General features: G+C 69.2%; 29 protein-coding genes. 21 read left to right on the plus strand and 8 right to left on the minus strand.

Translation table 11 applies throughout. The features are described from left to right. The first annotated feature begins 207 nt into the window (after positions 1-207). Positions 208-432, plus strand: coding sequence for a winged helix-turn-helix domain-containing protein (locus tag NKG96_RS15195; RefSeq protein WP_254536012.1), 225 nt, complete (start codon positions 208-210; stop codon positions 430-432). 35 nt (positions 433-467) lie between these two features. Beyond that, positions 468-1,013 (plus strand): NUDIX hydrolase, encoded by a 546-nt coding sequence (locus tag NKG96_RS15200; RefSeq protein WP_254536014.1) that lies wholly within the window; start codon positions 468-470, stop codon positions 1,011-1,013. A gap of 19 nt (positions 1,014-1,032) precedes the next feature. Here NKG96_RS15200 and NKG96_RS15205 read toward each other — a convergent pair whose 3' ends face one another. Next, entirely contained in the window at positions 1,033-1,488 is a 456-nt protein-coding gene (locus NKG96_RS15205; protein ID WP_254536016.1) for a DUF4870 domain-containing protein, read from the minus strand. Between the two features lie 140 nt (positions 1,489-1,628). Here NKG96_RS15205 and NKG96_RS15210 point away from each other — a divergent pair, with 140 nt between their 5' ends. Beyond that, on the plus strand, positions 1,629-2,405 hold the full coding sequence (locus NKG96_RS15210; protein ID WP_254536017.1) for a helix-turn-helix transcriptional regulator: 777 nt from the start codon (positions 1,629-1,631) through the stop codon (positions 2,403-2,405). Positions 2,406-2,409: 4 nt separating this feature from the next. Here the strand turns inward: NKG96_RS15210 and NKG96_RS15215 are convergent, their stop codons facing one another. Continuing rightward, a complete protein-coding gene (locus NKG96_RS15215; protein ID WP_254536018.1) occupies positions 2,410-3,126 on the minus strand; it encodes an alpha/beta fold hydrolase in 717 nt (238 codons plus the stop codon). Positions 3,127-3,247: 121 nt separating this feature from the next. On the opposite strand from NKG96_RS15215, the gene tgtA reads away from it, so the two are divergent. Continuing rightward, on the plus strand, positions 3,248-4,723 hold the full coding sequence (gene tgtA, locus NKG96_RS15220; RefSeq protein ID WP_254536019.1) for a tRNA guanosine(15) transglycosylase TgtA: 1,476 nt from the start codon (positions 3,248-3,250) through the stop codon (positions 4,721-4,723). Here the strand turns inward: tgtA and NKG96_RS15225 are convergent, their stop codons facing one another. Further along, positions 4,724-5,977 carry a sulfite oxidase gene (locus NKG96_RS15225; RefSeq protein WP_254536020.1) on the minus strand — a complete coding sequence of 418 codons (1,254 nt, stop codon included), beginning with the start codon at positions 5,975-5,977 and terminating at the stop codon, positions 4,724-4,726. A gap of 92 nt (positions 5,978-6,069) precedes the next feature. On the opposite strand from NKG96_RS15225, the gene NKG96_RS15230 reads away from it, so the two are divergent. Both NKG96_RS15230 and NKG96_RS15235 read left to right on the plus strand, forming a co-directional pair. Continuing rightward, positions 6,070-7,749, plus strand: a complete 1,680-nt coding sequence (locus tag NKG96_RS15230; RefSeq protein WP_254536021.1) for an aldehyde ferredoxin oxidoreductase family protein — start codon at positions 6,070-6,072, stop codon at positions 7,747-7,749. A 253-nt stretch (positions 7,750-8,002) separates the two neighbouring features. After that, the gene (locus NKG96_RS15235) at positions 8,003-8,638 is read left to right on the plus strand and encodes a helix-turn-helix domain-containing protein (RefSeq protein ID WP_254536022.1); all 636 of its coding nucleotides are present in this window, start codon (positions 8,003-8,005) and stop codon (positions 8,636-8,638) included. Here the strand turns inward: NKG96_RS15235 and NKG96_RS15240 are convergent. Then, positions 8,613-8,858 carry a hypothetical protein gene (locus tag NKG96_RS15240; RefSeq protein ID WP_254536023.1) on the minus strand — a complete coding sequence of 82 codons (246 nt, stop codon included), beginning with the start codon at positions 8,856-8,858 and terminating at the stop codon, positions 8,613-8,615. The genes NKG96_RS15235 and NKG96_RS15240 overlap by 26 nt on opposite strands. A 49-nt stretch (positions 8,859-8,907) precedes the next feature. Then, positions 8,908-9,699 carry a TrmB family transcriptional regulator gene (locus NKG96_RS15245; RefSeq protein ID WP_254536024.1) on the minus strand — a complete coding sequence of 264 codons (792 nt, stop codon included), beginning with the start codon at positions 9,697-9,699 and terminating at the stop codon, positions 8,908-8,910. A gap of 342 nt (positions 9,700-10,041) precedes the next feature. On the opposite strand from NKG96_RS15245, the gene NKG96_RS15250 reads away from it, so the two are divergent. Beyond that, positions 10,042-10,857, plus strand: a complete 816-nt coding sequence (locus tag NKG96_RS15250) for a TrmB family transcriptional regulator (RefSeq protein ID WP_254536025.1) — start codon at positions 10,042-10,044, stop codon at positions 10,855-10,857. 89 nt (positions 10,858-10,946) lie between these two features. Here the strand turns inward: NKG96_RS15250 and NKG96_RS15255 are convergent, their stop codons facing one another. Then, positions 10,947-11,111: a DUF1059 domain-containing protein gene (locus tag NKG96_RS15255; RefSeq protein WP_254536026.1), complete on the minus strand. Its 165-nt coding sequence runs from the start codon at positions 11,109-11,111 to the stop codon at positions 10,947-10,949. Positions 11,112-11,228: 117 nt separating this feature from the next. On the opposite strand from NKG96_RS15255, the gene arcS reads away from it, so the two are divergent. From arcS to NKG96_RS15305, 10 genes are all read left to right on the plus strand, one after another. Further along, a complete protein-coding gene (gene arcS, locus NKG96_RS15260; protein ID WP_254536027.1) occupies positions 11,229-12,977 on the plus strand; it encodes an archaeosine synthase subunit alpha in 1,749 nt (582 codons plus the stop codon). A gap of 108 nt (positions 12,978-13,085) precedes the next feature. Further along, positions 13,086-13,871: a TMEM165/GDT1 family protein gene (locus NKG96_RS15265; protein WP_254536028.1), complete on the plus strand. Its 786-nt coding sequence runs from the start codon at positions 13,086-13,088 to the stop codon at positions 13,869-13,871. A gap of 34 nt (positions 13,872-13,905) precedes the next feature. After that, positions 13,906-14,415: a redoxin domain-containing protein gene (locus NKG96_RS15270; RefSeq protein WP_254536029.1), complete on the plus strand. Its 510-nt coding sequence runs from the start codon at positions 13,906-13,908 to the stop codon at positions 14,413-14,415. Between the two features lie 45 nt (positions 14,416-14,460). Continuing rightward, positions 14,461-14,859, plus strand: coding sequence for a DUF7971 family protein (locus tag NKG96_RS15275; protein WP_254536030.1), 399 nt, complete (start codon positions 14,461-14,463; stop codon positions 14,857-14,859). An 82-nt stretch (positions 14,860-14,941) separates the two neighbouring features. Continuing rightward, positions 14,942-16,705 carry an aldehyde ferredoxin oxidoreductase family protein gene (locus NKG96_RS15280; protein ID WP_254536031.1) on the plus strand — a complete coding sequence of 588 codons (1,764 nt, stop codon included), beginning with the start codon at positions 14,942-14,944 and terminating at the stop codon, positions 16,703-16,705. Continuing rightward, positions 16,698-17,471, plus strand: a complete 774-nt coding sequence (locus NKG96_RS15285) for a DUF7124 domain-containing protein (RefSeq protein WP_254536032.1) — start codon at positions 16,698-16,700, stop codon at positions 17,469-17,471. Before NKG96_RS15280 ends, NKG96_RS15285 begins: the two co-directional genes overlap by 8 nt. A gap of 66 nt (positions 17,472-17,537) precedes the next feature. Further along, positions 17,538-17,807 (plus strand): hypothetical protein, encoded by a 270-nt coding sequence (locus tag NKG96_RS15290; RefSeq protein ID WP_254536033.1) that lies wholly within the window; start codon positions 17,538-17,540, stop codon positions 17,805-17,807. Beyond that, complete coding sequence (locus tag NKG96_RS15295; RefSeq protein ID WP_254536034.1) at positions 17,808-17,948, plus strand: hypothetical protein; 141 nt, start codon at positions 17,808-17,810, stop codon at positions 17,946-17,948. Then, the gene (locus NKG96_RS15300) at positions 17,945-18,295 is read left to right on the plus strand and encodes a hypothetical protein (RefSeq protein ID WP_254536035.1); all 351 of its coding nucleotides are present in this window, start codon (positions 17,945-17,947) and stop codon (positions 18,293-18,295) included. The genes NKG96_RS15295 and NKG96_RS15300 overlap by 4 nt, the downstream gene beginning before the upstream one ends. Positions 18,296-18,346: 51 nt before the next feature. Continuing rightward, positions 18,347-18,541, plus strand: a complete 195-nt coding sequence (locus tag NKG96_RS15305; protein WP_254536036.1) for a hypothetical protein — start codon at positions 18,347-18,349, stop codon at positions 18,539-18,541. A 55-nt stretch (positions 18,542-18,596) separates the two neighbouring features. Here the strand turns inward: NKG96_RS15305 and NKG96_RS15310 are convergent, their stop codons facing one another. Next, on the minus strand, positions 18,597-19,229 hold the full coding sequence (locus NKG96_RS15310; RefSeq protein WP_254536037.1) for a TorD/DmsD family molecular chaperone: 633 nt from the start codon (positions 19,227-19,229) through the stop codon (positions 18,597-18,599). Between the two features lie 28 nt (positions 19,230-19,257). Further along, entirely contained in the window at positions 19,258-21,381 is a 2,124-nt protein-coding gene (locus tag NKG96_RS15315; protein WP_254536038.1) for a 4Fe-4S dicluster domain-containing protein, read from the minus strand. A 221-nt stretch (positions 21,382-21,602) separates the two neighbouring features. Here NKG96_RS15315 and NKG96_RS15320 point away from each other — a divergent pair, with 221 nt between their 5' ends. From NKG96_RS15320 to NKG96_RS15335, 4 genes are read left to right on the plus strand one after another with little or no spacing between them, the layout of a single operon-like run. Beyond that, positions 21,603-24,821, plus strand: coding sequence for a formate dehydrogenase subunit alpha (locus tag NKG96_RS15320; protein WP_254536039.1), 3,219 nt, complete (start codon positions 21,603-21,605; stop codon positions 24,819-24,821). 5 nt (positions 24,822-24,826) lie between these two features. Continuing rightward, a complete protein-coding gene (locus NKG96_RS15325) occupies positions 24,827-25,513 on the plus strand; it encodes a 4Fe-4S dicluster domain-containing protein (protein WP_254536040.1) in 687 nt (228 codons plus the stop codon). Then, entirely contained in the window at positions 25,510-25,980 is a 471-nt protein-coding gene (locus tag NKG96_RS15330; RefSeq protein WP_254536041.1) for a hypothetical protein, read from the plus strand. Before NKG96_RS15325 ends, NKG96_RS15330 begins: the two co-directional genes overlap by 4 nt. After that, positions 25,977-26,975 carry a cytochrome b/b6 domain-containing protein gene (locus NKG96_RS15335; RefSeq protein ID WP_254536042.1) on the plus strand — a complete coding sequence of 333 codons (999 nt, stop codon included), beginning with the start codon at positions 25,977-25,979 and terminating at the stop codon, positions 26,973-26,975. Before NKG96_RS15330 ends, NKG96_RS15335 begins: the two co-directional genes overlap by 4 nt. Positions 26,976-26,997 lie beyond the last annotated feature (22 nt).

The raw sequence follows: 26,997 nt of genomic DNA on the forward strand, positions 1-26,997 counted from the left end.
ACAGTCGTCCGACGGGGGACGGTCGGACGACCCTCGACAGCCCGTAGCGGGGACGAGACGTCGCCCGACGAGACGACGTCCTGCCCGCAAGTGGCCGTATTGCTGACAGGTACTTAGCTCTTGTCCGAATCTCCGGTAATCCGGTTACCACGCGATACTGTCAGCTACCGTGTACGTATTATACCCCGATATCGTATTCGGGGAACGGTGGCCCCCACAGATGTTCAGCGAGCGGTCCTGCGGCTCCTCGCCGAGAACGAACTCCAGTTGACGCCGAACAACATCGCCCGGAACACGGGGTACAGCGCCGGCTACGTCAGGAAGCAGTGCGTCTCGCTCGCGGAGGAGGGGTACCTCGTACGCGACGACGACGGGACGAACCCGTTCTACGAGATCACTCCGGCCGGACGGACGTATCTGAACGGGAAATAGCGACGCCTTTCCGGCCCCCGGCCGAACGGGGAGCGATGACCGACGAACTCGCGTGGGAGACGCTCGACAGTCGCGTCGCCTACGAGTGTCCCGGCTTCGACGTCGTCCACGACGAGGTGCGCCTCCCCGACGGGACGGAGACGGACTTCGACTACCTCTCGGAACCGCCCGCGGTGGTGGTTCTCCCGTTCACCTCCGCGGGGGACGTGGTGCTCATTGAGGAGTGGCGACACGCCGTCGGGCGCGTCAACCGGGGCCTCCCGGTCGGGACGGTCGAACCAGACGACGACGACCTGACGGCGGCGGCACGCCGCGAACTCGCCGAGGAGACGGGCCACGAGGCGGGACGCGTCGAACCGCTCACGACGGTCGAACCCGCCAACGGCATCGCGAACAGCGTCCACCACTACTTCGTCGCCCACGACTGCGAACCGACCGCGGAACAGGACCTCGACTTCAACGAGTCCATCCGCGTCGTCGAGTCGGGCTACGAGGAGTTCCGGGCGGCGGTCCGGTCGGGCGAGGTGCGCGACGGGCGGGCGGTCCTCGGCGTGCTCTACTACGAGACGTTCGAGGAGTAGGAGTGCGGAGCGCGTGGGGTCAGACCATCCGGTCGGCCAGTCCCGCCGCGACGGGGATGCGCGGCGTCGTCCCCTGATAGGCGCGGACGATGAGGTACACCCAGAGGACGAACCCGACGAGCGAGACGGCGAGCCACACCAGCCCGAGCAACAGCGAGAGCAGACTCGCCACCGCGAACGCCCCCGTCCCGGCGAAGAACATCGCTGAGACGGCGGTCCCCACGACGGAGAGGGCGATGCTCACGCCGAAGAGGATGGCGGAAACGGCGATGCTCTGGGCGGCGTGGAACCGGACGAACTCGTCTTCCTTCTCGACGAGGTAGACGACGATGCCGGTGACGAACCCGAGGACGTACGACAGCGCTCCCATCAGGTTCGCGTCCGGCCCGTCGTCGGTCGTCGCGTGGGTAGTCGTCGTGTGGGTGGTCGGCGAGGACTCCGCGTCGGCGTGGTCGGTGCGTTCAGTCGTTGCCATGGATTTTCACGGTATGTGACCGCACGCCCGGGGATTATACTCACCGACCGAACGAATTTCGGCGCGTGAAACCATCGAACGACGTGAAATGCCCCGATTGGAAGAATTACGCTTAAGAGGTACTGTCGTCACTCTCGACTATGGGTGGTACTGACACGCTCATCCAGTTGGTCAGGCGCTCGCCCCTGCTCTCGGCGCTGCGGGAGGGGCCGCTGGACCGGCGTGACATCGAGGCCCGCCTCGACGTCTCGAAGCCCACGGTCCACCGGGCGACGAAGGCGCTGACGGAACGGGGGTTCGTCGAACGCGACGGGAGCGTCTTCCGGTTGACCCGGTCCGGGCGGGTCGTCGCGGAGGCCGCGGAGGACTTCCGGCGGACGGCGACGGCGGCCGACCGACTCGCGCCGCTCTTGCACGCCATCGACGACGCCGACCCGACCTTCGACGTCGCGGTCGAACCGTTCGCCGACGCCCGCGTCACCTGCTCCGAACCCGGCCACCCCTACCGCCCGCTCAACCGCTTCATGACGCTGGTCCGGGAGACGGACCGCCTTCGCGGGTTCGACACGACCACCGTCGCCCCCGGCAACGTCGCCACCATCCACGAACGCATCGTCGACGGGATGGTCACGGAGATTCTCTACCCGCCGGGGGTCGTCGAGGACGTCCTCGGAAACGACCCCGAGCGGGCGCGCGAGGCGGTCGAGAGCGGGAACCTCACGCTGGGGCTCCACGAGTCGCTCCCCTGCGGCCTCGCCCTGTTCGACGACCGCGTGGGCCTCGGCGGCTACGACGCGGGGACGGGCACGCTCAGCGTCTTCGTCGACACCGACGATCCCGAGGCCTACGCGTGGGGCGAGCGCACCTTCGAGCGCTACCGGGCGGCGGCGACGCCACTCACGGCGACGGAGGGGTGAGCGCTCAGTCGAGTCGCCGGTAGTACTGGTCGAACACCGCCCGGTCGAACACCAACTGGACGTGCTCCTGAAAGCCCGTGACGCGGTTCCGCGCCGACTCGACGGACGACAGTTCCGGTTCCGGGAGCGCGGCGTACCGACTCGGGACGACGAGTTCGTCCGCGCGACTCCAGAGGGCGGTGTAGGAGACCCCCTCGGCCAGCGACCCGTCGTTCAGGTCGGTCAGAAACTCTCTTCCCGGGCGCATGTCCCGTCCACCCTCCGTGAGGGCGCCGAGGTTGGCCGCGTACGTCCCCTGATGGGGCGTCCCGAGCGTTATCAGGTCGTCGACGAGGTGCGCGCCGCCGAGTTCCTCGACGCACCACCGGGTGTCGAGACCACCCATCGAGTGGGCGACGACGTCCACCCGTGAGTCGTGGTCGTCGCGCACCGACTCCAGTCTCGCCTTCACGGCCTCGGCGTACTCCTCGGGGGAGTCCGTCGTCGTCCCCGGCAGGTCGCCGAGGCTGAGGACGTGAATCGCGGAGTCGGGATAGCCCACGTCCCGCAGGTAGCCCCCGAGGACCTCCCACCACGGCGTCTCGCCGGTGTCACCGTAGCCGTGGACCAGCAAGACCGGTTCCGGGCCCGGACGAGTCGCCCCGACGACGCCCGACAGTCCGACCGCGCCCGCGACGGTCCCGCCGATGCGCCCCAGCACGCCGCGTCGTGTGTATCTCATAGCCCACAGTGTGTCATTCGAATTGAACGCCTGTCGCCGGGGTGCGCCGGGACTTGACGTGTCCGGCAGGCGCGAGGACGGGGAACGCAACCCTTAGCCGTGCGCTCGCGGAACGGCGAGCATGCGCGACCACTTCGAGGTGCGGGACTTCGACGCCGGGGGGCGAATCGGCGAGTTGCGCGTCCCCCGCGCGGGAGTCACCGTCGAGACGCCCGCGCTCCTGCCGGTCATCAACCCGCACATCCGGACGATAGCGCCCGCCGAACTGGAGTCGGAGTTCGGCGCGGAGATACTCATCACGAACGGCTACATCCTCCACCAGAGCGACGACATGCGCGAGGCGGCGCTCTCGCGGGGCCTCCACGACCTCTACGGCTTCGACGGGGCCATCATGACCGACTCGGGCTCGTTCCAACTCGCCGAGTACGGCGAGATAGACGTGACGACCCCCGAGATTCTCCAGTTCCAGCACGACATCGGCTCGGACATCGGGACGCCCGTCGACATCCCCACGCCCCCGGACGTCTCTCGCGAGCAGGCCGAACGGGAGCTGGCGACGACGAACGAGGCGCTGGCCGCCGCCGAGGGGGTGGACGTCGGCGAGATGCTCGTCAACGCCCCCGTGCAAGGGTCGACGTACACCGACCTGCGCGAACGGGCGGCCCGCGACGCCTACGCGACGGACCTCGACGTGTTCCCCGTGGGCGCCGTCGTCCCCCTGCTGAACGCCTACCGCTACGACGCGATGGTGGACGTGGTCGCCGCCGCGAAACGCGGCCTCGGGCAGGACGCCCCCGTCCACCTCTTCGGCGCGGGCCACCCCATGATGTTCGCGCTCGCCGTCGCCATGGGCTGTGACCTCTTCGACTCGGCGGCCTACGCGCTGTACGCCCGCGACGACCGCTATCTGACGGTGAGAGGGACCGAACACCTCGCCGACCTCCAGTACTTCCCGTGTTCCTGTCCGGTCTGTACCGACAACACCCCCAAGGAGATTCGAGGGTGCGACGACGAGACGCGCGAGCGACTGCTGGCGCGCCACAACCTGCACGTCACCTTCGAGGAGATGCGCCGCGTGAAACAGGCCGTCAGAAAGGGCAACCTGCTGGAACTCGTCGACGCCCGCGCCCGCGGCCACCCCGCGATGCTCGACGGCTACCGGGCGCTGCTGGACCACGCCGACCGACTCGAACGGACCGACCCCGTCTCGAAGGACGCCTTCTTCCACGTCTCGGCGGAGTGTTCGCGCCGCCCGGAGGTCCTGCGCCACCACGAGCGACTCGCCCGCCTCGACGTCGAGGGGGACGTCCTCCTCTCGGAGGGCAACAAGAACGACGACTACGACGCGACGTGGCGCGTCGTCGCCCCGTTCGGCCCGTTCCCGCGTCACCTCTCGGACTCCTACCCGCTCACGGCGGAGGTGCCCGAACGCCGCTCGCGGGACGCGTACGAGGCGGCCGCCGAGGGCGTCCGGGCGCTGGTCGAGGCGAACCCCGACGCGCGGTTCACGCTGGCCCACTGGCGGTGGCCGGGGAGCGCACTCGAACGGGTACCCGAGCGCGTCGAGATGCGACCGCTCGGTGACCGCGAGGACTGACTACTCGGAGACGACGACGTCCACGCCGTTCGGTTCGTAGGCGTTCGCCGCGTAGCCGCCCTCGTTCCACGGGTACTCGCCGTCGTCGAGGGCCGTCTCCCAGTCCTCGGGGTCGGAGATGGTCGGTGGCTGGGTCCGTCCGCGCTCGTCCGTCGCCCGCGAGTAGAGCGTGTACTCGCCCGGGTTGGGCCGCCACGTGTACCGGAACAGCCGCCACGCGCAGTCGTAGTCCGGGCCGAACAGCGAGGCGTCGTCCCACGTCTCGCCCTGGTCCGTCGATATCTCTACCCTCGTCGGGCGGTCGTCGCCCGCCCACGCCACGCCCAGAACCTCGACGGTGTCCCCGCGCGGCGTCACGCTCTCCTCGCCCGAGGGCGACCCGATTATCGACATGACGTTCTGGTCGAACGTGTAGGGGTGGTCGACCGCCTCGGACTCCAGTTGCGCCCACGTGTCCGGGTCGTCCACCGAGTCGTTCTCCTCGGGCGTGACGCCCTCCGGGTGGATGCGGTAGGCCTCCTGTTGCCAGTAGGCGTGCGTCCCCGGCCTGTCGAGCGACCCCTCCCGGACCATCCCGTCGGTGACGCGCAGTTCCTCGACCCACTTCACGCTGTTCACGCCGTACCACCCCGGCACGACCACTCGCACCGGATACCCGTGTTCCTCGGGGAGGGGGTCGCCGTTCATCCCGTAGGCGAGCAGGCAGTCGTCCAGCGCCTTCCCCAGCGGGACCGAGCGCGCGAAGGCCTCGTCGTCGGGCGAGTCGCCGCCGATGGCCGTCAGCCAGCGACTGCCCGCCTCCTCGACGCCGACGCGCCGGAGGACCGAACTGAGGGGCGTGCCCACCCAGAAGGCGGTGCCGGCGGCGTCACACCCCCACTGGACGCTGCTCGTCTCGGGGACGTGCTGACCGCGGTTGTTGCCCGCACACTCCATCGTGTGGGCCACCGCGACGGTGGGGAACTCCTCGCGGATGTCCTCCATCGACAGCGTCAGGTCGCCGTCGGGACCGGCCACCGAGACGGTCCACGAGTCGGCGTCGATCTCAGGTACGAGGTTCCGGTGGCAGACGAAGTGCTCGCCGACGGGGGTGAGCCAGTTCGCGAACGTCTCGCGACTCGCCGCCCCGACGACGGTGTAGCGGCCGTCCTCGTCGCGGACGGGGGCCACGCCGCCCTTGCGTTCGACGATGTCGCGTATCTCCTCCTCGCGTCCCGGCAGGCGGTCCCCGGTGGGGTCGCTCGCGTCGCTCATGTGCCACGATAGCACGCATCGGTGAAAGCAGTTCGGGAGACGGGAGCCTCGAACCGCACACCTATGTGGCGGGGGGCGCGATACTCGCTCACATGATACACGACGAGGGGTCCCTGCTCACGGTCGACCTCGGAGACCGGACGACGACGGAGACAGACATCGACGCGGTCCTCGAACAGTTCATCGGCGGACGGGGCGTGGCGACTGCGCTGGCCCACGACCGGGTGCCGTTCGACGCCGACCCGTTCGGCCCCGAGAACCGCCTGTACTTCACGACGGGACCGCTGCAGGCCTCACAGACGAGTTTCACGGGCCGGACGAACGCGACGGCGGTGTCGCCGCTGACCGGCGGCCTGTTGTCGAGCAACGCCGGCGGGTTCGTCTCGCGCAACCTGAAGGCGACGGGCCACGCCGCGGTCGAGATCGTGGGTGAGTGCGACGAACTGGTCGGCCTGCACGTCACCGACGAGGGCGTGGAGTTCGAGGCGGTCCCCGACCTCGACGGGGCGCTCACCTCCGAGGTGACCGAACACGTCCGAGAGACGCGTGACCTCGACGCGGAGAACGTCGTCTGCATCGGACCGGCGGGCGAGAACCGCGTCCGGTTCGCCTGTCTGATGACCACCGAGACGCGGGCGTTCGGTCGGGGTGGACTCGGCGCCGTCCTCGGCGCGAAGAACGTCAAGTTCGTCACCTTCGACGGGGACAGCGCGCCCGAACTCGAACTGCCCGGCGACGGCGCGTCGCTCCACCGCGACGCCGCCACCTCCGACAGCGTGATGAAGCGACAGGGGACGACGAGCGTCACCGAACTCGCAAACGAGGTGGGTGCGCTCCCGACCAGATACTTCGCGGAGACCACTTTCGAGGCCGCCGCGAACATCGGCGGCGACGCCGTCGAGGCCAAGAAGTACAAGAAGGGCACCTGCTCGCAGTGCGCGTTCGCCTGCAAACTCCCCACCCGCGACGAGGAACGAGGCATCGAGACGGAGGGGCCGGAGTACGAGACGGTGATGTCCTTCGGGTCGAACGCGGGCGTCGACGACATCGTGGACGTGATGCAGTCGAACGAACTGTGCGACGAGTTCGGGATGGACACCATCTCCTGTGGCGATACGGTGTCGGCGTACCTCGCCGCGGAGGGCGAGTTCGGCAACGTGGACCTCATCACCGAGACCATCAGCAAGATCGCCCACCGCGAGGGTATCGGCGACGTGCTGGCGGAGGGCGTCCACCGCGCCCACGAGCAACTGGGCGTCGAGGACTGGTCGGTCAAGGGCATGGAGTTCTCCGCCCACGACGGGCGCACCCTGAACGGGCAGGGACTGGGCTTCGCCGTCTCGAATCGCGGCGCGGACCACATGTACAGTACCTTCTACGCCTACGAGTACCCGCTGGTCGCCCCCGACGAGGCGTTCGACGCCTCCGGACTGACGGGCAAACCCGAGAAGCTGGTCGAACTGGAGAACAAGCGCGCACTGGAGGACTGCGGCGTCCTCTGTCGGTTCTCGCGCGGCGAGATGTCCGAGGCGCGCTTCGAGGAGTTCTTCGGCGCGGACTTCGGGGACCTCCTCGACGTGGGCGCACGGGTCGTCGAACTCGAACGCCACTTCAACAACGAACGCGGGTTCGACCGGAGCGACGACACCCTGCCCTACGACCTGCCGGAGTTCGAGGCGGCCCTGGACGAGTACTACGAGGCGCGCGGGTGGAACGACGACGGTACGGTGCCCGACTCGGGCGGGGCGGGGGCCGCCCCGGCGGACGACTGAGAGGAGGGGTCCGACCCCGATAGCTCCCGAACGGTGGACACTGCCACGGGCGAGGGTGTGTGTTAGTGGGTAAATTCAACATTATATATAAGGTAGAGTATTTATATTGAGTGATGACGAGAGACCCTTGCCCGACCGCCGACAGTGACGCACGGACCGGACACCCGCGTAGAACTCGTGGGGACCACTCGACCGCAGCGTCGACGGGAGGACCAGTTCCCCGCGGCCCGGGGTCGGGGGTGGTGAAGACCTGATGCGCCTCGAACTGACGGCTCCGCTCCAGGCGCTCGTTCTCGACTCGCTCAAGACGCTTCCTACCGGTTCCGCCGTCGAGTTCGAGCGGATGGTCCCGGTGAACGGTGCGGCCGCCGTCTACCTCGCGGTGACCGGCCCGAAGAAGAAGGTCGTCACCGCGGCGCAGAGGAGCGTTCACGTCGAGAGCCTGCGTTTCGTGGAGGAGGCCGGCGACACCTCCACCTACCGGATGTCGTGGGCGGGAACGGTCCCACCTCTCATCGCCAGCCTTCAGGAGACGGACGGCGCGATGCTGTCGGCTGTCGCCACCGGGGATTCGTGGACGCTCCGGGTGCGGTTCCCGAGTCACGAAGCGGCCTCCGAGTTCTACGCGTCCAGCGAGGGGGGCGACTTCGGGGCCACCGTCAGGCGCATCATCTCGCGCGAGTCGACGCACGCCGCCGGCGGGAACGCCCTGACCACCACCCAGCGCGACACCCTCCGCTGTGCGCTCGAGGCCGGCTACTACGAGGTCCCTCGCGGCGCGACGCTCGGCGAACTCGCGGCGATACAGGGCGTCTCGGACACCGCCACCTCACAGCGCCTCCGGCGGGGCGTGGGGAACCTCCTCAGGGACACCCTCGACGAGAGGTGAGTATCGGGGGCCACTCCCGCCCGTCGCCGGTGTCCGCGTCCACCGGGTCGCGGCGAACGACGTCCGTCACGTGGACGTCCCAGACCGTCCGCCCGTTCTCGTCGCGCACTTCCCAGCCACCCGTGACCGCCACGCCGTTCCGGTGTGCCCGGCGGAACAGTCGCTGCAGGTCGTGCTGTAGTTCCGCCGGAGTCGTGGGGCCGTCGTCGTCTCGTGTCATTGTCGTCTCGTAGTGGGTATCGACGCTCGCCGCCGACTCCCGGCGTGTGTCACTCCCCGCCGTCGCCCAGTCGCCACGTGAATATCGCCCTCAGCACGACGACGAGGCTGTTCGACTCGCCGGACCCCCAGATGGCCGTCTCCCTGCGCACCCCGTTGCGACCCCCTTCGACGAGGACGCTCGCGAGGGTGGTCTCGCCGTCGACCATGAGGAGTCGCCCGGCCGGGGTGTCGGACCAGAGCCACAGTGACTCGAAGAGGTCGGCGCTCGGAATCTCCTCTCGGAGGTGACGCTGGACCTCGGGGGAGATACCCCCGAGGTGGACCGAGACGCCGCGGTCCACCGCGCGCCGGAGTTCGTCGACGAGTTCGTCGTCGAGGAGGGTCTCGACGGTCATGAAGACGACTTCCTCCTCCGCGTGGGCGACGAACTCCAGTACCCGCTCCGTGACCTCCTCCTGACCGGTTATCGTCCAGACGCCGTGCTGTTCGTCGCGGTGGTTGGTCGATTCGAGGCGGTCGAGCGCTTCGGTCAACGACGAGAGTCGCTGGTGCATGGCGCGTTCGAGCGTCCGCTCCGCCGTCGTGGCCGAGACGGGCCAGAAGCGCCGCGGGGTCGACCGCTGGACGTCGACCAGCCCCCACTCGTGGAGTTCGTCGGCGGCGTCGTACACCCGCGTCCGGGGGACGTCGACGATCCGGCTGACGTCCTCCGCCGTGCCCATCCCGAGTTCGGCGAGGGCGACGAACGTACGGGCGGCGTAGGTACTCAGCCCGAGCGCCTTGAGTTGTGTCTCCGCAATCGCCGCCGGGTCGTCGCCCGCGTCCTCGTTCGTCTTCATGTCCTGTGACCAAGTGCACCGTGGCTCCGCGCGGTCGTGGAGTCGGCACGCAGTGGCGCCTGGTTGGGACCAACAGCCGACTGCGTGCCATCCGTGACTTTCGCAGGCAGGGGCTTCAACGTTTTGTGATTAATCGGGTGACACCGTCAGAGCGTCCCCCCGGGGGGAGCCCCGTAGCGGTCGGCGAGAGGCATAAGCGTGTGACGCTGGTAGTCACAGCCGGAGGGACCACCACCCCCGACGGACGACACCAGTGCGCCGACCCACGGCGGGAGGGACAACCCCTTCTGCACGGAGGTGGGAGGTGTACCACTCCGGGTGCTCCGGGGGATGGTTGGGACCATGACAAACGAGCAAGACAGCGTCAACGAGGCAGTGGAACAACTGAAACAGCTTGGGCTGAAGGAGTACGAGGCCAAGTGCTTCGTGGCGCTGTCGCGGGTGGACAGCGCCACGGCGAAGACGGTCAGCGAGCAGTCGGAGGTACCCCGCACCCGGGTGTACGACGCGACGCGCGTTCTCGAGGCGAAGGGCCTGATCGAGGTCCAGCACAGCACCCCACAGCAGTTCCGGGCGGTTCCCATCGAGGAGGCCATCGAGACCCTCCGGTCGCGCTTCGAGTCCCAGTTCGACGCCCTCCGGGCCAACATCCGGGGACTCGACCGTCCGGACGACCCCGACGACGACGCGATTCACGAGGTGTGGTCCATCTCGGGGACCGACGCCATCGCCAACCGGACCGAGCGTCTCATCCGCGGTGCCGAGACCGAGGTGGTCCTCGTCGTCGGCGTCCCGTCGCTCGTGACCGACGACCTGCTGGAGACGCTCGACGAGGCGACCGACCGGGGGGTGTCGGTCTCCGTCGGGACGCTCGACGAGACCCTCAGGGAGACGGCCGAGCGGTCGCTCGACGGTATCGAGACGTTCGTCTCCGGGCTGGAGTGGCTCCGGGGGAACGGCGGGACGACCGAGGAGACGGCCATCGGTCGACTGTTGCTCGTCGACGGGTCGACCATCCTCGTGAGTTCCTTCGAACCCTCGACGGGCGAGGAACGGGCGGTGTTCGGCCGCGGGTTCACCAACGGGCTGGTGCTGATAACCCGTCGGCTGATGTCCACGAGACAGTGGAACGCGGGCGGCCCGGCCGGGAGTTCCTGACCCGCGGTACGGTCCCCCGACCGGGGGCGGGGCGAGCAGGGTGCTCCGTGGCCGGGAGCGCTCGAAAGAGAGGTCGGACGACGCCGCGCTTACGCGGGTTTCGCCGCGTCCTTCATCAGCCCGCGGACGTCCTTCGCCGACATGTCCATGTGGTGTTTGCCCTTCGCGTGTTTGCGGACCATGTCGATGATCTCCTGTTCGTCGTTCGACTGGACGGAGAACTCGCAGTCCATGCCGGCTTCCTGACAGCTCACGTACTTGGTCATGGTTACGGTACCGCCGGAGATAGACCGTGTGGGAAGATAACGGTTGACCACTACTGTTGGGTCCGGAAGGCAAGATAGTTGCCCGTCGACCGGCGAGAGAGGCCAATGACCGACTACTTCGAGGTGCAGGAGCGAGACGGGGCCGCCCGCCTCGGCGAACTCCGCCTCGCGGACTCGTTGCGGACGCCCGCGCTGGGCGACGACGTCCTCGTCGACGCCGGGAGCCTCTGGCGGGAAGAACAGGCGGCCCCCGAGGGCGACGAGTCGAAACTCACGGTCCTCCCGCACCGCGCGTTCCCCGGGGGCACCGCCGACGAGGTGGCCGAGGCGTTCGCCGTCGACTACGAGGACGTCGAGTTCCCGAGCGCCGCCGTCGTCTCGCCGACCACCGCCGCGGACTACGGCGCGGACGCCTACGTCCTCTCGAACGCCCCCGGCCTCGTCGGCCACGCCGAGGCGTTCGTGGAGGCAGTCGTCGACGTGCGCGAGACGGTGCCGCCGGACACCGCCCTCGTCATGTCGGGCGTCGCCACGCCCGCGAACGTCGCCACCCTCGCCTACGCGGGCGTCGACCTCGTCGACTCCCACAGAGCACACGTCCGGGGGCTGGAGGGGTTCTACCTGACGAACGACGGCGAGGTGTTCCTCGAGGACCTGGAGGAACTCCCGTGTGCCTGCGAGGCCTGCCGCGCCCCCCGAGACCAGTTCACCCGAAAGGACTGCGCCGCGCACAACGTCAACGCCCTCCGCGCGGAACTCGCCCGCGTCAGGGAGCGCATCCGCGCGGGCCGCCTTCGCGACTACGTCGAGGGACAGGCCCGTCACGAGGCGTGGCTGACGGCGACGTTCCGCCGCCTCGACCAGCAGTACGGCTATCTCGAGGAACGTACACCCCTCCAGCGCCGGGACGAACTGCTCGCCGCGAGCGACGACTCGCTCAGGCGGGTCGAGATTCAGCGCTTCGCCGACCGTGTCACCTCCCGGTACCGCAACCGCTTCGACGGCCCACTCGTGCTGGTGCCGTGTTCGGCCCGCAAGCCCTACGGCGAGTCACAGAGCCACGCGCAGTTCCACCGCACCATCAGCTACCGGGGCCACAAGGTGTCGATGACCTCCCCCATCGGCGTCGTCCCGCAGGAACTCGAACTCACCTACCCCGCACAGCACTACGACTCCGTGGTGACCGGCGAGTGGAGCGAGACCGAAATCGAGTTCGTCGCGCGGGTGCTCGCGCGGTATCTGGAGCACACGGACTACCCCCGGCACATCGCCCACCTCCCGCCGGGCGGCTACACGGACATCGTCGAACGCGCCGCCGAGCGCGCGGGCGTGGAGTTCGAGTACACCGTCGACGACCACCCGACGACCGACGAGTCGCTGGCCGCACTCGACGCCACGCTGGAGGGCGAGGAGCAGTACCTCAAGCGCGAACGCGAGCACAACACCGTCCGGGCCATCGCGGACTACCAGTTCGGCGACGGTGCCGGCGACGAGTTCTTCGACCACATCAACACCGGGGGGCGCTACCCGTCGCTCCGGGTCCACAGCGAGGGCGACCAGTGGGCGACGCTCGTCCCCCAGTACGGCACGCTCTCGCTCACGCTGGCGGGGGCGCGCCGCTGGCAGGAGAGCGACGTGCCGACCAAGACGGTGGAGATAGACGGCTTCGTCCCGCAGGGGAGCGTCCTCGCACCGGGCATCCTCGACGCCGACGCCTCCATCCGGGAGGGCGACGAGGTGGTCGTGGAGGGACCGAAGGCGTACGCCGTCGGGCGCGCGACGATGCACGGCGACGAGATGGTCCGCTCCACGCGCGGTATCGCCGTCGACGTGCGCCACGTCGAGGAGCGGTAAGGCGGCGGGAAGGCGGCGACGTGAGACGGCAGGGGACAGTTTTTAGCCGCCTCTAATCTTACCGGGAGCAAGAATGTCGAGAGCGACCGCGTCGGTCGGTGACCCGAGATGACGCCCCTCCCCCTGCAGGACGCGGGTCTGCAGGCGCTCATCGAGCAGTACGCCGGTTACGGGCCGCTGGCGGCGTCGTTCCTCGTCAACCTGCTGGCGACGTTCGGCGACAAGGGGCAGTTGGTGGTCGTCACGCTCGCCTCGCGCTACGACGCGAAGAAGGTGTTCGCGGGGTCGATGACCGCCTTCGGCCTCTGGAGTGCCCTCGAAGTGCTGTTCGGACAGGCCGTCCTCAGTGTCGTCCCGGCCGGCGTGATGACGCTGCTCACGGGCGGCCTGTTCCTCCTGTTCGGCCTCTGGACGGCCAAGAGCGCCCTCGACCGGGCGCGCGTGGACCGCGAGGAGTCGTCGGGGCTGGCACTCGGCGACGGCGGCCTCGACGCCGGCCTGACGGGGCGCCTGCTCCCCGACGCGGTGCTCGCACGGATGGGCGCCCACGGGGGCGTGCTGACCTCGTTCGTCTTCATCATGTTCGCCGAGTTCGGCGACAAGACTCAGCTGTTGACCATCAACCTCTCCATCACCTACCCGGACGCGCCGGTGTCGGTGTTCCTCGGCGTGATGGCGGCGCTCGCCCTCCGAACGAGCGTCGACGCCGTCATCGGCGAGCGGGTCGAACGCTTCCTCCCGACGATGCTCATCGAGGCGGCGGCCGCCGTCGTCTTCCTCGCGTTCGGCCTGCTGGTCCTCGGCGTCGTCCCCGCCTGGGTCCTGCTGGTGACGCTCGCAGCCGTCGTCCTCGCGCTGGTCGGCTGGGTCCTCCGGGAGCGACTGGCCGACTGAGCAGGTTCTTGGTGCGTCGCCACACACCACTGGCATGGTCGAGATAGGCGACGCGGCACCCCAGTTCACGGCACCGATGGCGACGCCCGAAGCGGCGGCGGGCAAGCGGGGGTCCTACACGAGCGGTGACGTCGAGGCGTTCTCGCTCGCCGAGGCCCTCGACGACGGGCCCGTCGTCCTCGCGTTCTTCCCCGGCGTGTTCTCGCGGACCTGCACCGAGGAACTCTGCGAGGTGCGCGACTGGCGCGATGCCCTCACGGGCCTCGACGCGCAGGTGTACGGCGTGAGCGTCGACCCGCCGTTCCCCCAACTGGCGTTCGTCGACGAGTACGACCTCTCGTACCCGCTGCTCTCGGCGTTCAACAACGACGTCGCCGCCGACTACGGGGTGCGCCGCGAGGCGGGGATCCTCCGGGGCGTCACCGAACGGTCCGTCTTCGTCGTCGACCCGTCGGGGACCGTCGTCTACGACTGGGTCGTCACCGAACCGCAGGTGTTCCCGGATCTCGACGCCGTCGAGTCGGCGCTGGCGGACGCCGCCTGAGGCGGGAGCGACGCACCTTTGAGCGTCGCCCCGTCACACCCACGCATGGACGAGGTCTCACTCGGCGTTCCACAGCCCATCATCGACTCGCTCCCCGAGGACGGCACCGCCAGCGCACAGGACATGCAGCGGGCGGTACAGGGCCTCGAAGCCCGTCTCAACCGGGCCATCCGCGAGGCCGAGGACGACGCCGAGGCGGCCGGGTTCGCCCTCGACGTCATCGAACATCTCGAGGACCGCGCGTCGACGTACGACTCGTTCGTCCCGGAACTCCGCGCGTGGGGGCAGTCGCCCATCTACGCCATCGCGTGGCGCAACCTGCAGGCCGACCTCGTCGAGCAGTTGTACGACCACGAGGCGCTGGCGGAGCGACTGGACCGCGAGCGCAACGCCCGCATGGTCGAGGACGGCATCCGACTGAGCGACATGTACGACGACGAGTGACGTCGGGTCGCCGCGGAAGCGACGAGACCGGTCGACTCGCCGGGTACAGGCTTATCCCGCCGACGCGAGTACCTGTCGGCAGATGACCGACCACGTGCGGGACGCCGTCATCCGGGTCGACCTCTCGACGGGGAGCGTCGACCGGGAGCGGGTCCCGGAGTCGTGGCGACACGACTTCCTCGGCGGCAAGGGCCTCGGCGCGCGCTACCTCTACGAGGACCTCCCACCGGGGGCGGACCCGCTCGGCCCGGCGAACCTGCTCGCGTTCACCCTCGGGCCGCTGTCGGGCTACCTGCCCGGCGAGACGCGCTACGCCGCCGTCACCAAGTCGCCCCTGACCGGCGCGTTCCTGGACTCCTACAGCGGCGGCACCTTCCCGGACGCGCTGGCGGGGGCGCTCGACGACTGCCTCGGCCTCCTCGTCACCGGCGTGAGCGACGACCCGGTCGTCCTGACCGTCGAGGACGGCGACGCCAGCCTCGCGCCCGCGGAGACGTGGGGCGAGGACGTGACCGCCACCTGCGAGGCCCACGACGGCGCGGTGGCCTGCGTCGGCCCCGCGGGGGAGGCGGGCGTCGGGTACGCCACCATCGCCTCGGACGGCGGCGACCACCACGCCGGACGCGGCGGGGCGGGCGCGGTGATGGGCGCGAAGGGCCTGAAGGCCGTCGTCGCCCGGGGCGACCCGCCCGAGGGCCTCGACGACCTGCGCGAGCGCTACGAGCGCACCTACGGCGACTCCGATACGGGCCGCTGGCAGGCCGCCGGCGCCACCCTCGAGAGCATCGACTTCGCCAACGAGGTGGGCGCGCTCGCCACCCGCGGCTGGCAGGACCACACCTTCGAGGGCGCGGACGGCATCGGCGTCGAGGCGGCCCGCGAGGCGGCCACGGAGCGAGAGCGCGACGACGCCATCCGGGGCGGGTTCCGCGTCGGGACCGACGACGGCGAGAGCGTCCCCCGGGGGGCCACGCCCATGAGCCTCGGTGCGGGCCTCGGCATCGACAACTTCGACGCCGTCGCGGACCTCGGCGGGGTCTGCGACCGCCTCGGGATGGACGTCATCAGCGCCGGGAGCGCCGTCGCGTGGGCCATCCGCGCGAGCGAGACGGGCCTCGTCGAGCGCGACCTCTCCTTCGGCGACCCGGCGGGCGCCCGGGGACTCATCGAGGAGATAGCCACCCGTTCGACGCCGCTGGGCGACGCCCTCGCAGACGGGGTGGCGGCCGCCGCCGACCGCTTCGGCGGCGACGAGTTCGTCCCGACGGTGAAGGCGATGGAACTGCCCGCCTACGACCCGAGCGACGCGCCGGCGATGGCGCTCGCCTACGCCACCAGCGACCGGGGGGGCTGTCACCGGCGGGCGCGCCCCATCGAGGAGGAGGCCTTCGACGGCGAGGCGTGGGACGCCGCCGACCGCGTGCGGCGCGTCGTCGCCGCCCAGACGACCCGCGCGACGCTCTGGAGCCTCGTCGCGGACGACTTCGTCGGCGAGTCGCTGTCCGATCTCGGCGCGGAGTGGCTGGAGGCCGTCGGGCTGGCGTACGACCCGGCGGAGCTGGCGACCGTCGGTGAGCGAATCTGGACGCTCGTGCGCCTGTTCAACGCCCGCGAGGGGTTCACCAGGGCGGACGACCGCCTCCCCGCCGCGCTGACCGACGCCGTGGCGTTCGACCCCGCCGAGTTCGAGCGACTGCTCGACGCCTACTACGCCGCCCGCGGGTGGGGACCGAACGGCCTCCCCACCCGGCGGACGCTCGCCCGCCTCGGACTGGCAGGCGTCGTCGACGCACAGACCCCGCTGGACGACGGGGTGACCACCGACCCCGAGACTGCAGATGACTGACTCCATCGACCTCGACGACATCGACGTACAGGACGACGACGACCGGCCGGAGCGCAACCGCGGCGACTGGTTCTGGCGCGGCGAGGGCGACCCGGACGACGAACCCGCGGACCCCGCCGGGGCCGACCCGAGCGCGACGGACGCCGGGGCCGACCCGACTTCTGCCGGCGAGGACCCCGAGCGCGAACGCGAGAGCGAGCGCGACGGCGCGTCGGGCGGTCCCGTCCCGCGGGTCCCCCGGGAGAACGAGGGCAAGCCGGTCGGCATCCCGATGGAGGGGGGTGGCGCGGGCGGCGCGGACGCGAAGCGGGCGGGCGAGCGAGAGCGGGAGCGAACGCTGGAGGCCGACGCGAACGAGCCCTCCGCCTCCGGCCCGCACGGCGGCGGCGTCGACGACATGACCACCGCGTTCACCTACGAGGCGCTCAAGCGGCTGAAACACCTCCAGACGGCGCTCGCGGACGCGAACACGTGGTCGGACTGGATCGGCATCGTCGGCGACGTGCCCGCCCACGTCATCACCACGTTCCAGCGGAACAACGGGGTCGACGCCGACTTCTTCAACGGCGCGGGCGCGGGGCCGGCCGAACGCCTCGCGGACATCGACCGCTCCTCGATGTTCTTCGCCGAGCGGATGGTCGTCATCGGCCTGCCCGGCGAGGAGTGGTTCGCCGAGGAGGCCGACTGGGAGTTCGTCCCGCTCTCGGAGGCCGCCGAGGGCGCCGGCTGGGAACTACGCGACGACGGGGCCGACGGGACCGTCTGAGCGGGGACGCGACCGGGGGCAACCACTTTACCGGAGGCCCGAGATGTGGGGCGGTAGGAGACAATCATGGGTATCAAGACTGCCGTCAGCGACAACGGGATGCGGGTCATCCCGTTTCTCGTCCTGCTGACCATCGCGTGGCTGGGCCTGACGACGCTCGACGTCTGGAACTCGATGCAGTCGTTCACCGGGTTCACCGACCAGTACGTCGGGCACGCCGCGATTTCGGGGTACATCGGCCTCGCCGTCCTCCTCGTGACGGCGCTGGCAGCGGTCTACCTCTACGGCGAGGCGGGCGCGGCGGAACCGGGTCCGAAGGAGTTCCCGCCCCGATAGATGTACTACGAGTGTGCCGACTGCGGACAGATGACGACGTTCGCGGACGTCGAGCGCTCGTCGGTGGTCCGCCCCTGCCCGGTCTGCGAGGAGCGCACGCGCTGGACGACGGCCTTCGAGGGTGAAGGGGTGTCCTTTTGATATCCTTCACCCCCTCCGAGCGGTTCTACGAGGCCGCCGGCGACTGGGCCGACAGCCGACTGATGGACCCCGAGGAGGCCCTCGAGGTGAAAGCCGAGCAGGCGCTACTGGAGATAGAGAACCTCGTCTCGGGCGCCCACGAGGTGACCTTCGAGGTGGGCGAGGACGGCGAAACGGTCCGCCTCGACCCCTCCCCGGAACTGGATGCTTTCCTCGAAGAACGGGCCGCGGAGGCGGGCCTCGACCAGAGCACGCTGCTCCGCCTGTACGTTGACCTGTTCGCGCGCGTCTTCCTCGACGAGAACGGGGGGCAGAGCGGGCGTCCCCCGAACGCCCCGCCGGAGTGACGACCGCTCGCCGGGACAACGGCTAAGGGGTCGGGTGCGGTAGCCGGGGACATGACGATTCGCGACACCGGCTGGAAGCCCAAGGGCGCGATGCGGTCGTACGGCGGCTTCGAGGTCTGGGACTACGACCACGGCCCACACGAAGTGAACACCGGCGAGAAGAACCCCGAGTGGTTCGACGAGGAACTCCGCGAGGCCGCGGAGGAGGCCGACGAGAAGGCCGACGACGGCGGCGAAAGCGAGTAGTCGGACGGCGCGTCGGACGCGACTCGCGCGTACTGGTTCTCCGGTCTCCGGGACCCTACCGCCGGGCCATCTGCGAGGCGACGATGTCGTCCTCGAACTCGACGACGCCGACGAGCACCTGCGCCGCCGCGCGGTAGAACGGTTCGTCGGTGTTGTCGAGGACGTCCGCGGCGAGGTCGTCGGCCCACTGCCCGAGGTGTTCGTCGAGGAAGACCCGCTCGTAGCCGAAGGCCTCCTCGTGGCCCCGGCGCTGGAGCGTGAGGAGGTGACGCAGGAAGGCGAGTTCGACGGCGACGTAGTCGTCCTCCTCGGGGTAGTCCTCGGGCGGCGACCACCCGGCGGCGCTGTAACTCGCCTCCACCTCCGCGAGGCCCTTCCCGAGGAAGTCCCCCTCCCGGTAGTACGTCTCGTGGGCCGTCACTGGGGGGCGAGGGCCGACGAACAGGCGGGTGAACTCCTTCCCGAGACGGTCGGTGACCGCCTCGGGGTCGTCGCCCTCGCTGGCGACGAACGTGCGAAGCGTCTCGAAGCCCTCGTCCATCCCCTCGTTGACCGAGTCCTCGGGGGTCGCAACCTCGCCCGAGAGGAGGCGCTCGATGAACGCCTCGTCGGGCGCGTCGTGGAAGCACTCCACGAGGTAGTCGACCAGTTCGATGCGTGCGGCGTAGATGTCGTCGTCCGATGTCATGTGGATTGGGTCGGGAACGGTGGCGTACTCAGCGGTCGTCGAGGTTGAGCACGAGCTGCGCGCGGCAGTCGCCGCAGTACTCGAAGACGCTCTCATCCTCGCCCGTGAGGTCGGCGACCATGTGGCCCACCTCCCGCTGAATCTTCTCGGCGGTGGCCTCGCTGGCGAAGGGCTTGCCACAGCGCTTGCACTCCAGCATCTCGCCCTCCGCGACGGTGGTCCACGCCTCGCCGGCGTTGTTCTCCGGCAGGAGCGACAGGTCGAGGCCGGTCTCCATCGTGATGGCGTTCTCGACGCAGCCCTCCTCGCAGAGCCCGCAGTTGACACAGCGCTCGTGGTCGAAGGCGAGTTCCGTCTCGGTACGTCGGATGGCGTCGGTCGGACAGAGATTCGAACACGTCGGCGTGAACGTACAGTCGTCGCTCACGGTCATCCGCCCGAACGTCTCCAGCCCGCGGATCACGTCGCGCTCGGGGGTGGCGTGCGCCAGAATCGCGCGGACGCTCTCCAGCGCCCAGTCGTGCGTGTTGAACGCCGGCTGGGGCTTCTCGTCCTCGATGGTGCCGGTGGCCTCGTGCTCCCCGGCGGGCACCGGCGTGTCGTCGAGGCCCTCGGTGAACGCGACGAGCGAGTCGCGAAAGCCCTCGAAGTCGTCGCCGTCGGGCGCGAGGAAGGTGACGCGCTCGCCGAGGCCGAGGTCCGACGTGGCGGTGTTCAGGCGCTCGACGAGTTCGGCCTTCGGGTCCGGCCCGGAGTGCAGGCAGGAGTCGCCACAGCCGACGACGGCGACGCCCTCGGCGCCCGCCGCCAGCGCGTGGACCACGTGTGCCTCGCCGACGGTGTCGGTGCAGTTGACGCGCACGGGGAGAACGGGCGGGTAGCGGAGGTCGTCGCCCGCGGCGGCCCGCCGGCCGTACTCGCGCAGGACCCGTTCGGCGCGCTCCGAGCAGACGAACGCGAGGACGGGCGTCTCGATGCCCGGTTCCGACCCGCCGGTGAGTTTCGAGAGCCACCCGCCGCCGTCCTCGCCGGGGTGGAGCAGCGCCTCCACTTCACGGGCGATACGGCGGTTCGAGGGTTCCCGGAGCATCGTCGCACCCGTCGGGCACTCGCTGGTGCAGGCCCCGCAGTTCTGGCAGGCAGTAGCGTCGAACTCGACGGAATCTATCGTGGGCCGCCGGACGGCGTCGTGCGGGCAGGCGTCCGTACAGGCCGTACAGCCCTGCTGGCTCGACGACCCGGAGGCGCAGACCTCCATCTCCAGGTCGAGGAACTGGGGTTGCTTCACCCCGCCGAGCAGCGACTCGACGGCGGCGACGGTGCCCGCGTCGACGTGCGTGTAGTAGCCGGTTCGGCCCGCGCGGGCCATCTCGCTCCCGCCGGGGTAGACCACCTGGTCGAACTCGACGACGCGTTCGACGCCGTCCATCTCGATGGCGTCGGTCGGACAGCACTCCGTCCACTCGCCGTCGGGCGCGCCGGGCGCGATGTCGACGGGGCGGCTCGTCACGAGGCCGTCGGGCCCCTCCCGGACGCACTTCATACAGGAGACGCAGTCCTCGGTGACGCGGGCGCGCAGGCGGACCTCGAAGGCCCCGAACTCGCCGTCGACGCCGACGACGCGCCCGCGTTCGAGCGTCACGTCGTCGAGGTCGGCGTCGCAGTCGGCGAACTCGCGGCCGTCGGCGACGAGCGTCACGTCCGCGGTGTCGGCGAGGGCGGCGGCGGCCTCCGGGTCGCCGACGACGGCGACTCGCTCGCCCGCCTCGCGTTCGACCGAGCGGGCGGGTGCCTCCTCGGCGAGGCCGGCGTTCCGGGCGTTGAGGAGGCGGGCGGTCTTGTCCGTCGCCTCGGCGCGCTCGTGGACCCAGCCCGCGCTCTCGCGGTGGTCGACGAACGAGGTGGCCTCCGGGTGGAGGCCCTCCGACTCCGCGAGGTCGCGAAAGCGCGACTGACAGCCCGGGTCGGGCGCGGTGACGAGCAACTGGTCGAGGTCGTATTCGTCGATGACCTGCCGCATCGCTGGCAGGCCGTCCTCGCAGAGGAGCCGGGAGCTGGCGACGACGTCGACGTCGCGGACGCCGTCGCGGACGGCCTCCAGGTCGACGTCGCAGGTATCCCCACAGGAACAGACGAAGGCTCCGACGTTCATCCGTCCGAACCGCCGCGTCCCGTACTCAAATCGTTTGTGCCCTCGCGTGCAGTTCCGCCCGTCGCCCCCCGCTCCGGGCCTCGGGCGAGGAGTCGGGGGCAGCGTGCGGCAGGAACCGGAATCGATTGCCCACTTGTGTACGTCGGGGGACAGTGCAAGACCAAGCTTTATGCACGTACCACGAGTTTCCCGTTGTTAGCAGTTGTCACTATCATCTCACAATGAGTAGCGAACCAGTGTCGCTGGACCTCGACCGGCGGTCCTTCCTGAAGGCGAGCGCCATCGCGGGTGGCCTCGCCCTGGGGGGCGGGACGGCCGGTCAAGTTCTGGCACAGGACGAGGGCGACGACGGCGTCGACGCCACCGACGACGACAGCACGTTGACGAAGACCATCTGTAACTTCTGTGCGGTCGGTTGCGGGTTCCGAGGGGAACGACAGGGTGACGCGTTCGTCGGCCAGGAGCCGTGGCACGAGAACCCGATCAACAACGGGTCACTCTGCTCGAAGGGCGCGGCCATCTACGGCAGTGAGCACTCCGAGAAGCGCCTCCGACACCCGATGATCAGGCGCGACGGCCAGTGGGAGAAGCTCTCCTGGGAGGATGCCTACGCGGAGATCAAAGACGAGTTCGGCAGCATCGTCGAGGAGTTCGGCCCCGACAGCGTGATGTGGCTGGGGTCGGCCCACCACTCCAACGAGGAGGCCTACGCGTTCCGCAAACTCGCCTCCCTGTTCGGGACGAACAACGTCGACCACCAGGCGCGCATCTGTCACTCGACGACGGTGGCGGGCCTCGCGAACACCTGGGGGTACGGCGCGATGACCAACCCCATCAACGACTACCGGAACTTCGACCTCGACCTCATCATCGGGCAGAACCCCGCCGAGGCCCACCCCATCGCGATGCAGCACATCCTCGAGGGGCAGAAACGCGGCGGGACGGTCGTCTCGGTGGACGCCCGCTACACGAAGACCTCGGCACACGCCGACCACTTTTACCGTATCCGGCCGGGCACGGACGTGGCGCTGATGATGGGGCTCATCCGCTACATCCGCGACCAGGGCGAACTCGACACGGACATGCTGAACGGTCGGGTGCAGGGCTGGGCGGACGTCGAGGCAGAACTCGACAAGTACGACCCCGCCACCGTCGCCGAGATCACGTGGATCTCCGAGGAGGAACAGCAGGAGATCGGCGACCTGATGATCGAGAACAAGCCCAACATCCAGATCGAGTGGGCGATGGGCGGGACCCAGCACAACAACGGGACCCAGAACATCCGCTCGTACGCGCTGACGGGCCTCGCGACCGGCGGCATCGCCAAGAAGGGCGGCGGGATGCAGGTCATGCGCGGACACGCGAACGTGCAGGGCGCGACGGACCTCGGGGTGGCGAGCCACAACCTGCCGGGGTACTACTCGGTCAGCTCCCCCGGGTCCTGGAAGTACTGGACGGACGTCTGGACCCAGAGCCCCTACACGAGCGGCTCCATCTCGTTCAAGGAGCTCTACGAGAAGTACGACCTCCTGCCGAAGAAACTGGCCGAGCAGTCGGGGTCGTACACCGAGTACAGCGACAGCAAGGGGGCGGCGAGCGCCGACCAGCCGAACCCGCGCTCGATGATGTTCCAGAACGGCCTCACGGTCGCGCGCTGGTACGAGGCGGCCCTGCCGAAGGAGGACCGCCTCCACGACACGCCGGTGTACCAGCCCAACCCGCTGAAGGCCGCGGTGTTCTGGGGGCACTCCTCGAACTCCATCAGCGAGATGAGCAAGATGAAACGGGCGATGGAGAACCTCGATATGCTCGTCATCGTCGACCTGTTCCCCTCCATGGCCTCCGTCCTGCCCGAGGAGAAACAGGACGGCATCATCCTCCTGCCGGCGGCGAGTCAGTACGAGCACTACCGGTCGGTGACGAACTCCCACCGTGCGGTCCAGTGGTCCGAGCCGGTGCGCGAGCCCTCGCACAACACGCGGCCGGACCTGCGCATCATCCAGGAGTTCGCCGACCTCTTCGGCTTCGGCGACCACTTCGACTGGGGGAACGGCCCCGAACTGTACAACGGTCGGAGCACCTACGAGGACGCGCTCCGGGAGGTCAACCTCGGTGTGCGGACCATCGGCTACCAGCAGTCGCCCGAGCGCCTCCAGCGCCAGCACGAGTACGACCACCTGTTCAGTACGGAGGACCTGCAGGCGGACTCCGGGCCGGTCGCCGGCGAGTACTGGCAGCTCCCGTGGCCGTGCTGGGGCGAGGGCCACCCCGGGACGCCCATCATCTGGAACGACAACCTCGACCCCCGGGAGGGCGGTCAGGACTTCCGCGCGCGCTGGGGGCTGAAGGCCCCCACGCCGCAGGAGTGGCAGCAGATGGACACCGACCAGCCCTACCCGCTGCAGAACACCTACGAGCAGGGCGGGGAGTCCTCGCTCGACATGCTCCGGGCGCCGTTCAATCCCGACTGGGCGAACGGGCAGGTCAACGGCGTGCCCCAGTACCCCGGGTTCTCGACGGTGTGGCCCGAGGACCTCACCAACCCCGACGCCCTCTCGTTGCCCTACCGCTACGCGCTGGACCCGACGAAGTCGGTCTACGACTGCGCGAAGGCAGTCGTCGAGCAGGGGAAGATGAAGGAGAGCGAACTGCCGATGAGCCTCTCCGAGTACCAGCAGTTCGACTTCAAGCAGGCCGACCCGCCGACCGGGCGGGGACGGGCACGGGGAGTCGCGTGGAACTTCATCGACACCGTCCCGGTCCATCGCGAACCCATCGAGAGCCCGAGCCAGAAACTCGTCGAGGAGTGGCCCGCCAACGGCCAGCAGAGGAACTTCTACCGCCTCGACCAGAACAACGCGACGACACAGACGGAGGCGATGCGGGAACTCAGCGGCAAGAACGGCGAGGGCTTCGACACCATCATGACCTCCGGGAGACAGGTCGAACACCAGGGCGGGGGCGCCGAGTCCCGGTCCAACCAGTTCCTCGCGGACCTCCAGCCCCACATGTACGCCGAGATTCACCCCGAGAAGGCGGAGGAACTCGGCGTCGACGGCGGGGACCTCGTGGTCGTCTCGACGACGACCCGCGGGTCCGTGCTCGTGCGGGCGCGGGTCACCTACCGGCCGAACCCGAAGGAGACGTTCATGCCGTTCCACTGGGGCGGGGTCTTCCAGGGGAACTCCCTCGAGGACCAGTACCCCGACGGGATGGTCCCCTACGCCATCGGGGACAGCGTGAACGCGATCACCGTCAAGGGGTACGACGTCGAGACGCAGATGCAGGAGACGAAGGTCGGCCTCGTGAAGATACAGCCGGCGACGCCGGAGCTCCTCGACGAGCTGAACATGGACCCCGACATCACGTTCCCGCAGGACAGGAACGACATCGGCCTCCAGAAGGACTTCGACGTGCGTGACTACCACACCGTTCAGTAACCACAATGTCAACAGACCAGAATTCGATGCAGCGCGAGCAGATGAGTCAGGGCGTCATGAGCGTCGGTGAGGGGACCCGAATCTTCCCCGACGTTGAGGCGTGTATCGACTGTGGCGGGTGCGTCGTCGCGTGCAAGCGGACGTGGGACGTGCCGCCGGAGGAGCAGCGCATCTCCATCTCGACGATGTTCGAGGGCCAGGAGGCGGAGAAGCCGCAGCTCAACTCCAACAGCGGGCGGGCGCTCAACCAGGGAGAGTTCCCCGGCGAGACGAGCTTTCCGATGCAGTGTTACCACTGCGAGGACGCCCCCTGCGTGTCGGTCTGCCCGGTCGACTCCCTCCAGAAGAACGACGACGGCTTCGTCGAGGTCGTCGAGGACCTCTGTGTGGGCTGTCAGTACTGCCTCTCGGCGTGCCCGTTCGGCGCGCCGCAGTTCCCCGAGTCGGACGACGGCGCGGAGGCCGTCCTCGGCGGCGGGGGTATCATGGACAAGTGTACGATGTGCGAGGAGCGCCAGCACGTCGGGAAGGGGCCGGCCTGCGCCGAGGAGTGTGCGACCGACGCCATCCTCGTCGGTGACGCCGGCGACATCGCCGACGAGCTGGACAAGCGCGACGCCGCACCGGCGTTCAACAAGGAGGCGATGGAGATCATCTTCGGCGCCGACGAGGCGAGGGCCTTCGACCTATGAACCGACGTCGTAAGGAACGCGTCGCGGTGCTCGTCAGCGCCCTCGTGGGCGTCGTCGTCGCCGTGGGGTCCGTCTGGCTCTTCTCGGGGACGTTCGACGTGTTCCACGAGCAACTGTTCCGCGTCGGCCCCACCGTCGAGGGCCAGGGCGTCGGCGCCGACTGGGAGACGGGCAACACCGTCCCGTGGCTCAACTTCCTCATCTCGCTGATGCACGCCGCCGACGTCATTATGGGCGTGTTCATCCTCGTGATGGTGTTCCTCCACTGGGGGGCGTTCCGCCGGCTCGCCGACCGGATGCAGTCGCCGTACGCGAACCAGCAGTCGGGCACCGTCGCCGCCGACGGGGGAAGCGTGCCCGCTGGCACGGAGAGCGTGCCCGCTGGCACGGAGAACGAGGCCGCCGCCTCCGAAGGCGAGGCCGCTCGCACGGGCGACGGCTCCGACACGGGAGGTGAGGGGCGATGACGAACCTCGACCACGGGAAGTTCACGCGGGTGACGACGATGTTCCACTCGTTGCTCGCGCTGGACGTGTTCCTGCTGTTCTTCACGGGCTACAGCGTGATGTTCAACGACGAACTCTGGTGGCTCCTCGAACTCATGGGCGGGAACACGGGCGTCCTCGCGCTCCACCGTATCGCGGGCGTCGGTCTCATCGTCCTGACGGTGTTCTGGATCACGTTCATGATCATCGGGCCGGGGCGCCGGAGCAACTTCCGGGCGGTCCTGCCGGACCTGAAGAACGACATGCAGGCGTTCATTCAGGACGTGAAGTTCGTCCTCGGCCGGGCCGACGAACGCCACCCGCACGCCCGCCAGTTCGCGGGCTACACGTCCGACGAGGTGCCCCTCCTCTCGTACGTCGGGAAGGGGGTCATCTTCATCTTCGCCGTCGAACTGACGCTGCTGATGGTGTCGGGCCTGCTCATCTGGAGCAAGCCCTCCCTGATGCAGTTCTTCCAGACGAAGGCTGCCGCGATGGCGTTCGTCGTCTTCCACGGGCTGCTGGGCGTCATCATGCTGATGGGCGTGATGTTCCACATCTTCGAACACGGGTTCCACCCCGCGTTCTACCCCGTCGAACTGAAGGCGTTCATCTCGAAGGACAAGATGCCTCACACTGACCACAGCGACGAGGACCACGAGGGGACGGGCATCGAACTGCTCACGCTCCGCCCGTCGTGGAACTGGGCGGTGAATCTCGGCGGGGCGGCGGTGGTCATCGGCATCGTCAGCGTCCTCCTCGGGAGCATCTTCGACGAGGGCTACCCGGTGCCGCGCGAACTCACCATCGGCGGCGGGCCGACGAACCTCCTGCTCACCATCGGCATCAACGTCGGGGTACTGGTGTTGTTCCTCGGTCTGTTGCTGTCGGTGTACGGCAACGTCCTCCGGGCGCGCTACGAGCGACAGGTGCGCGCGGAGCGACGGACCGCCGAGACGAGTCACAGCGACGACTGAGCGCTCGCTCGTTCGGGCGCGA

Origin of the sequence: Halomarina litorea, from assembly GCF_024227715.1 — an archaeon.
In the GTDB taxonomy this organism is placed as follows: Archaea; Halobacteriota; Halobacteria; order Halobacteriales; family Haloarculaceae; genus Halomarina; species Halomarina litorea.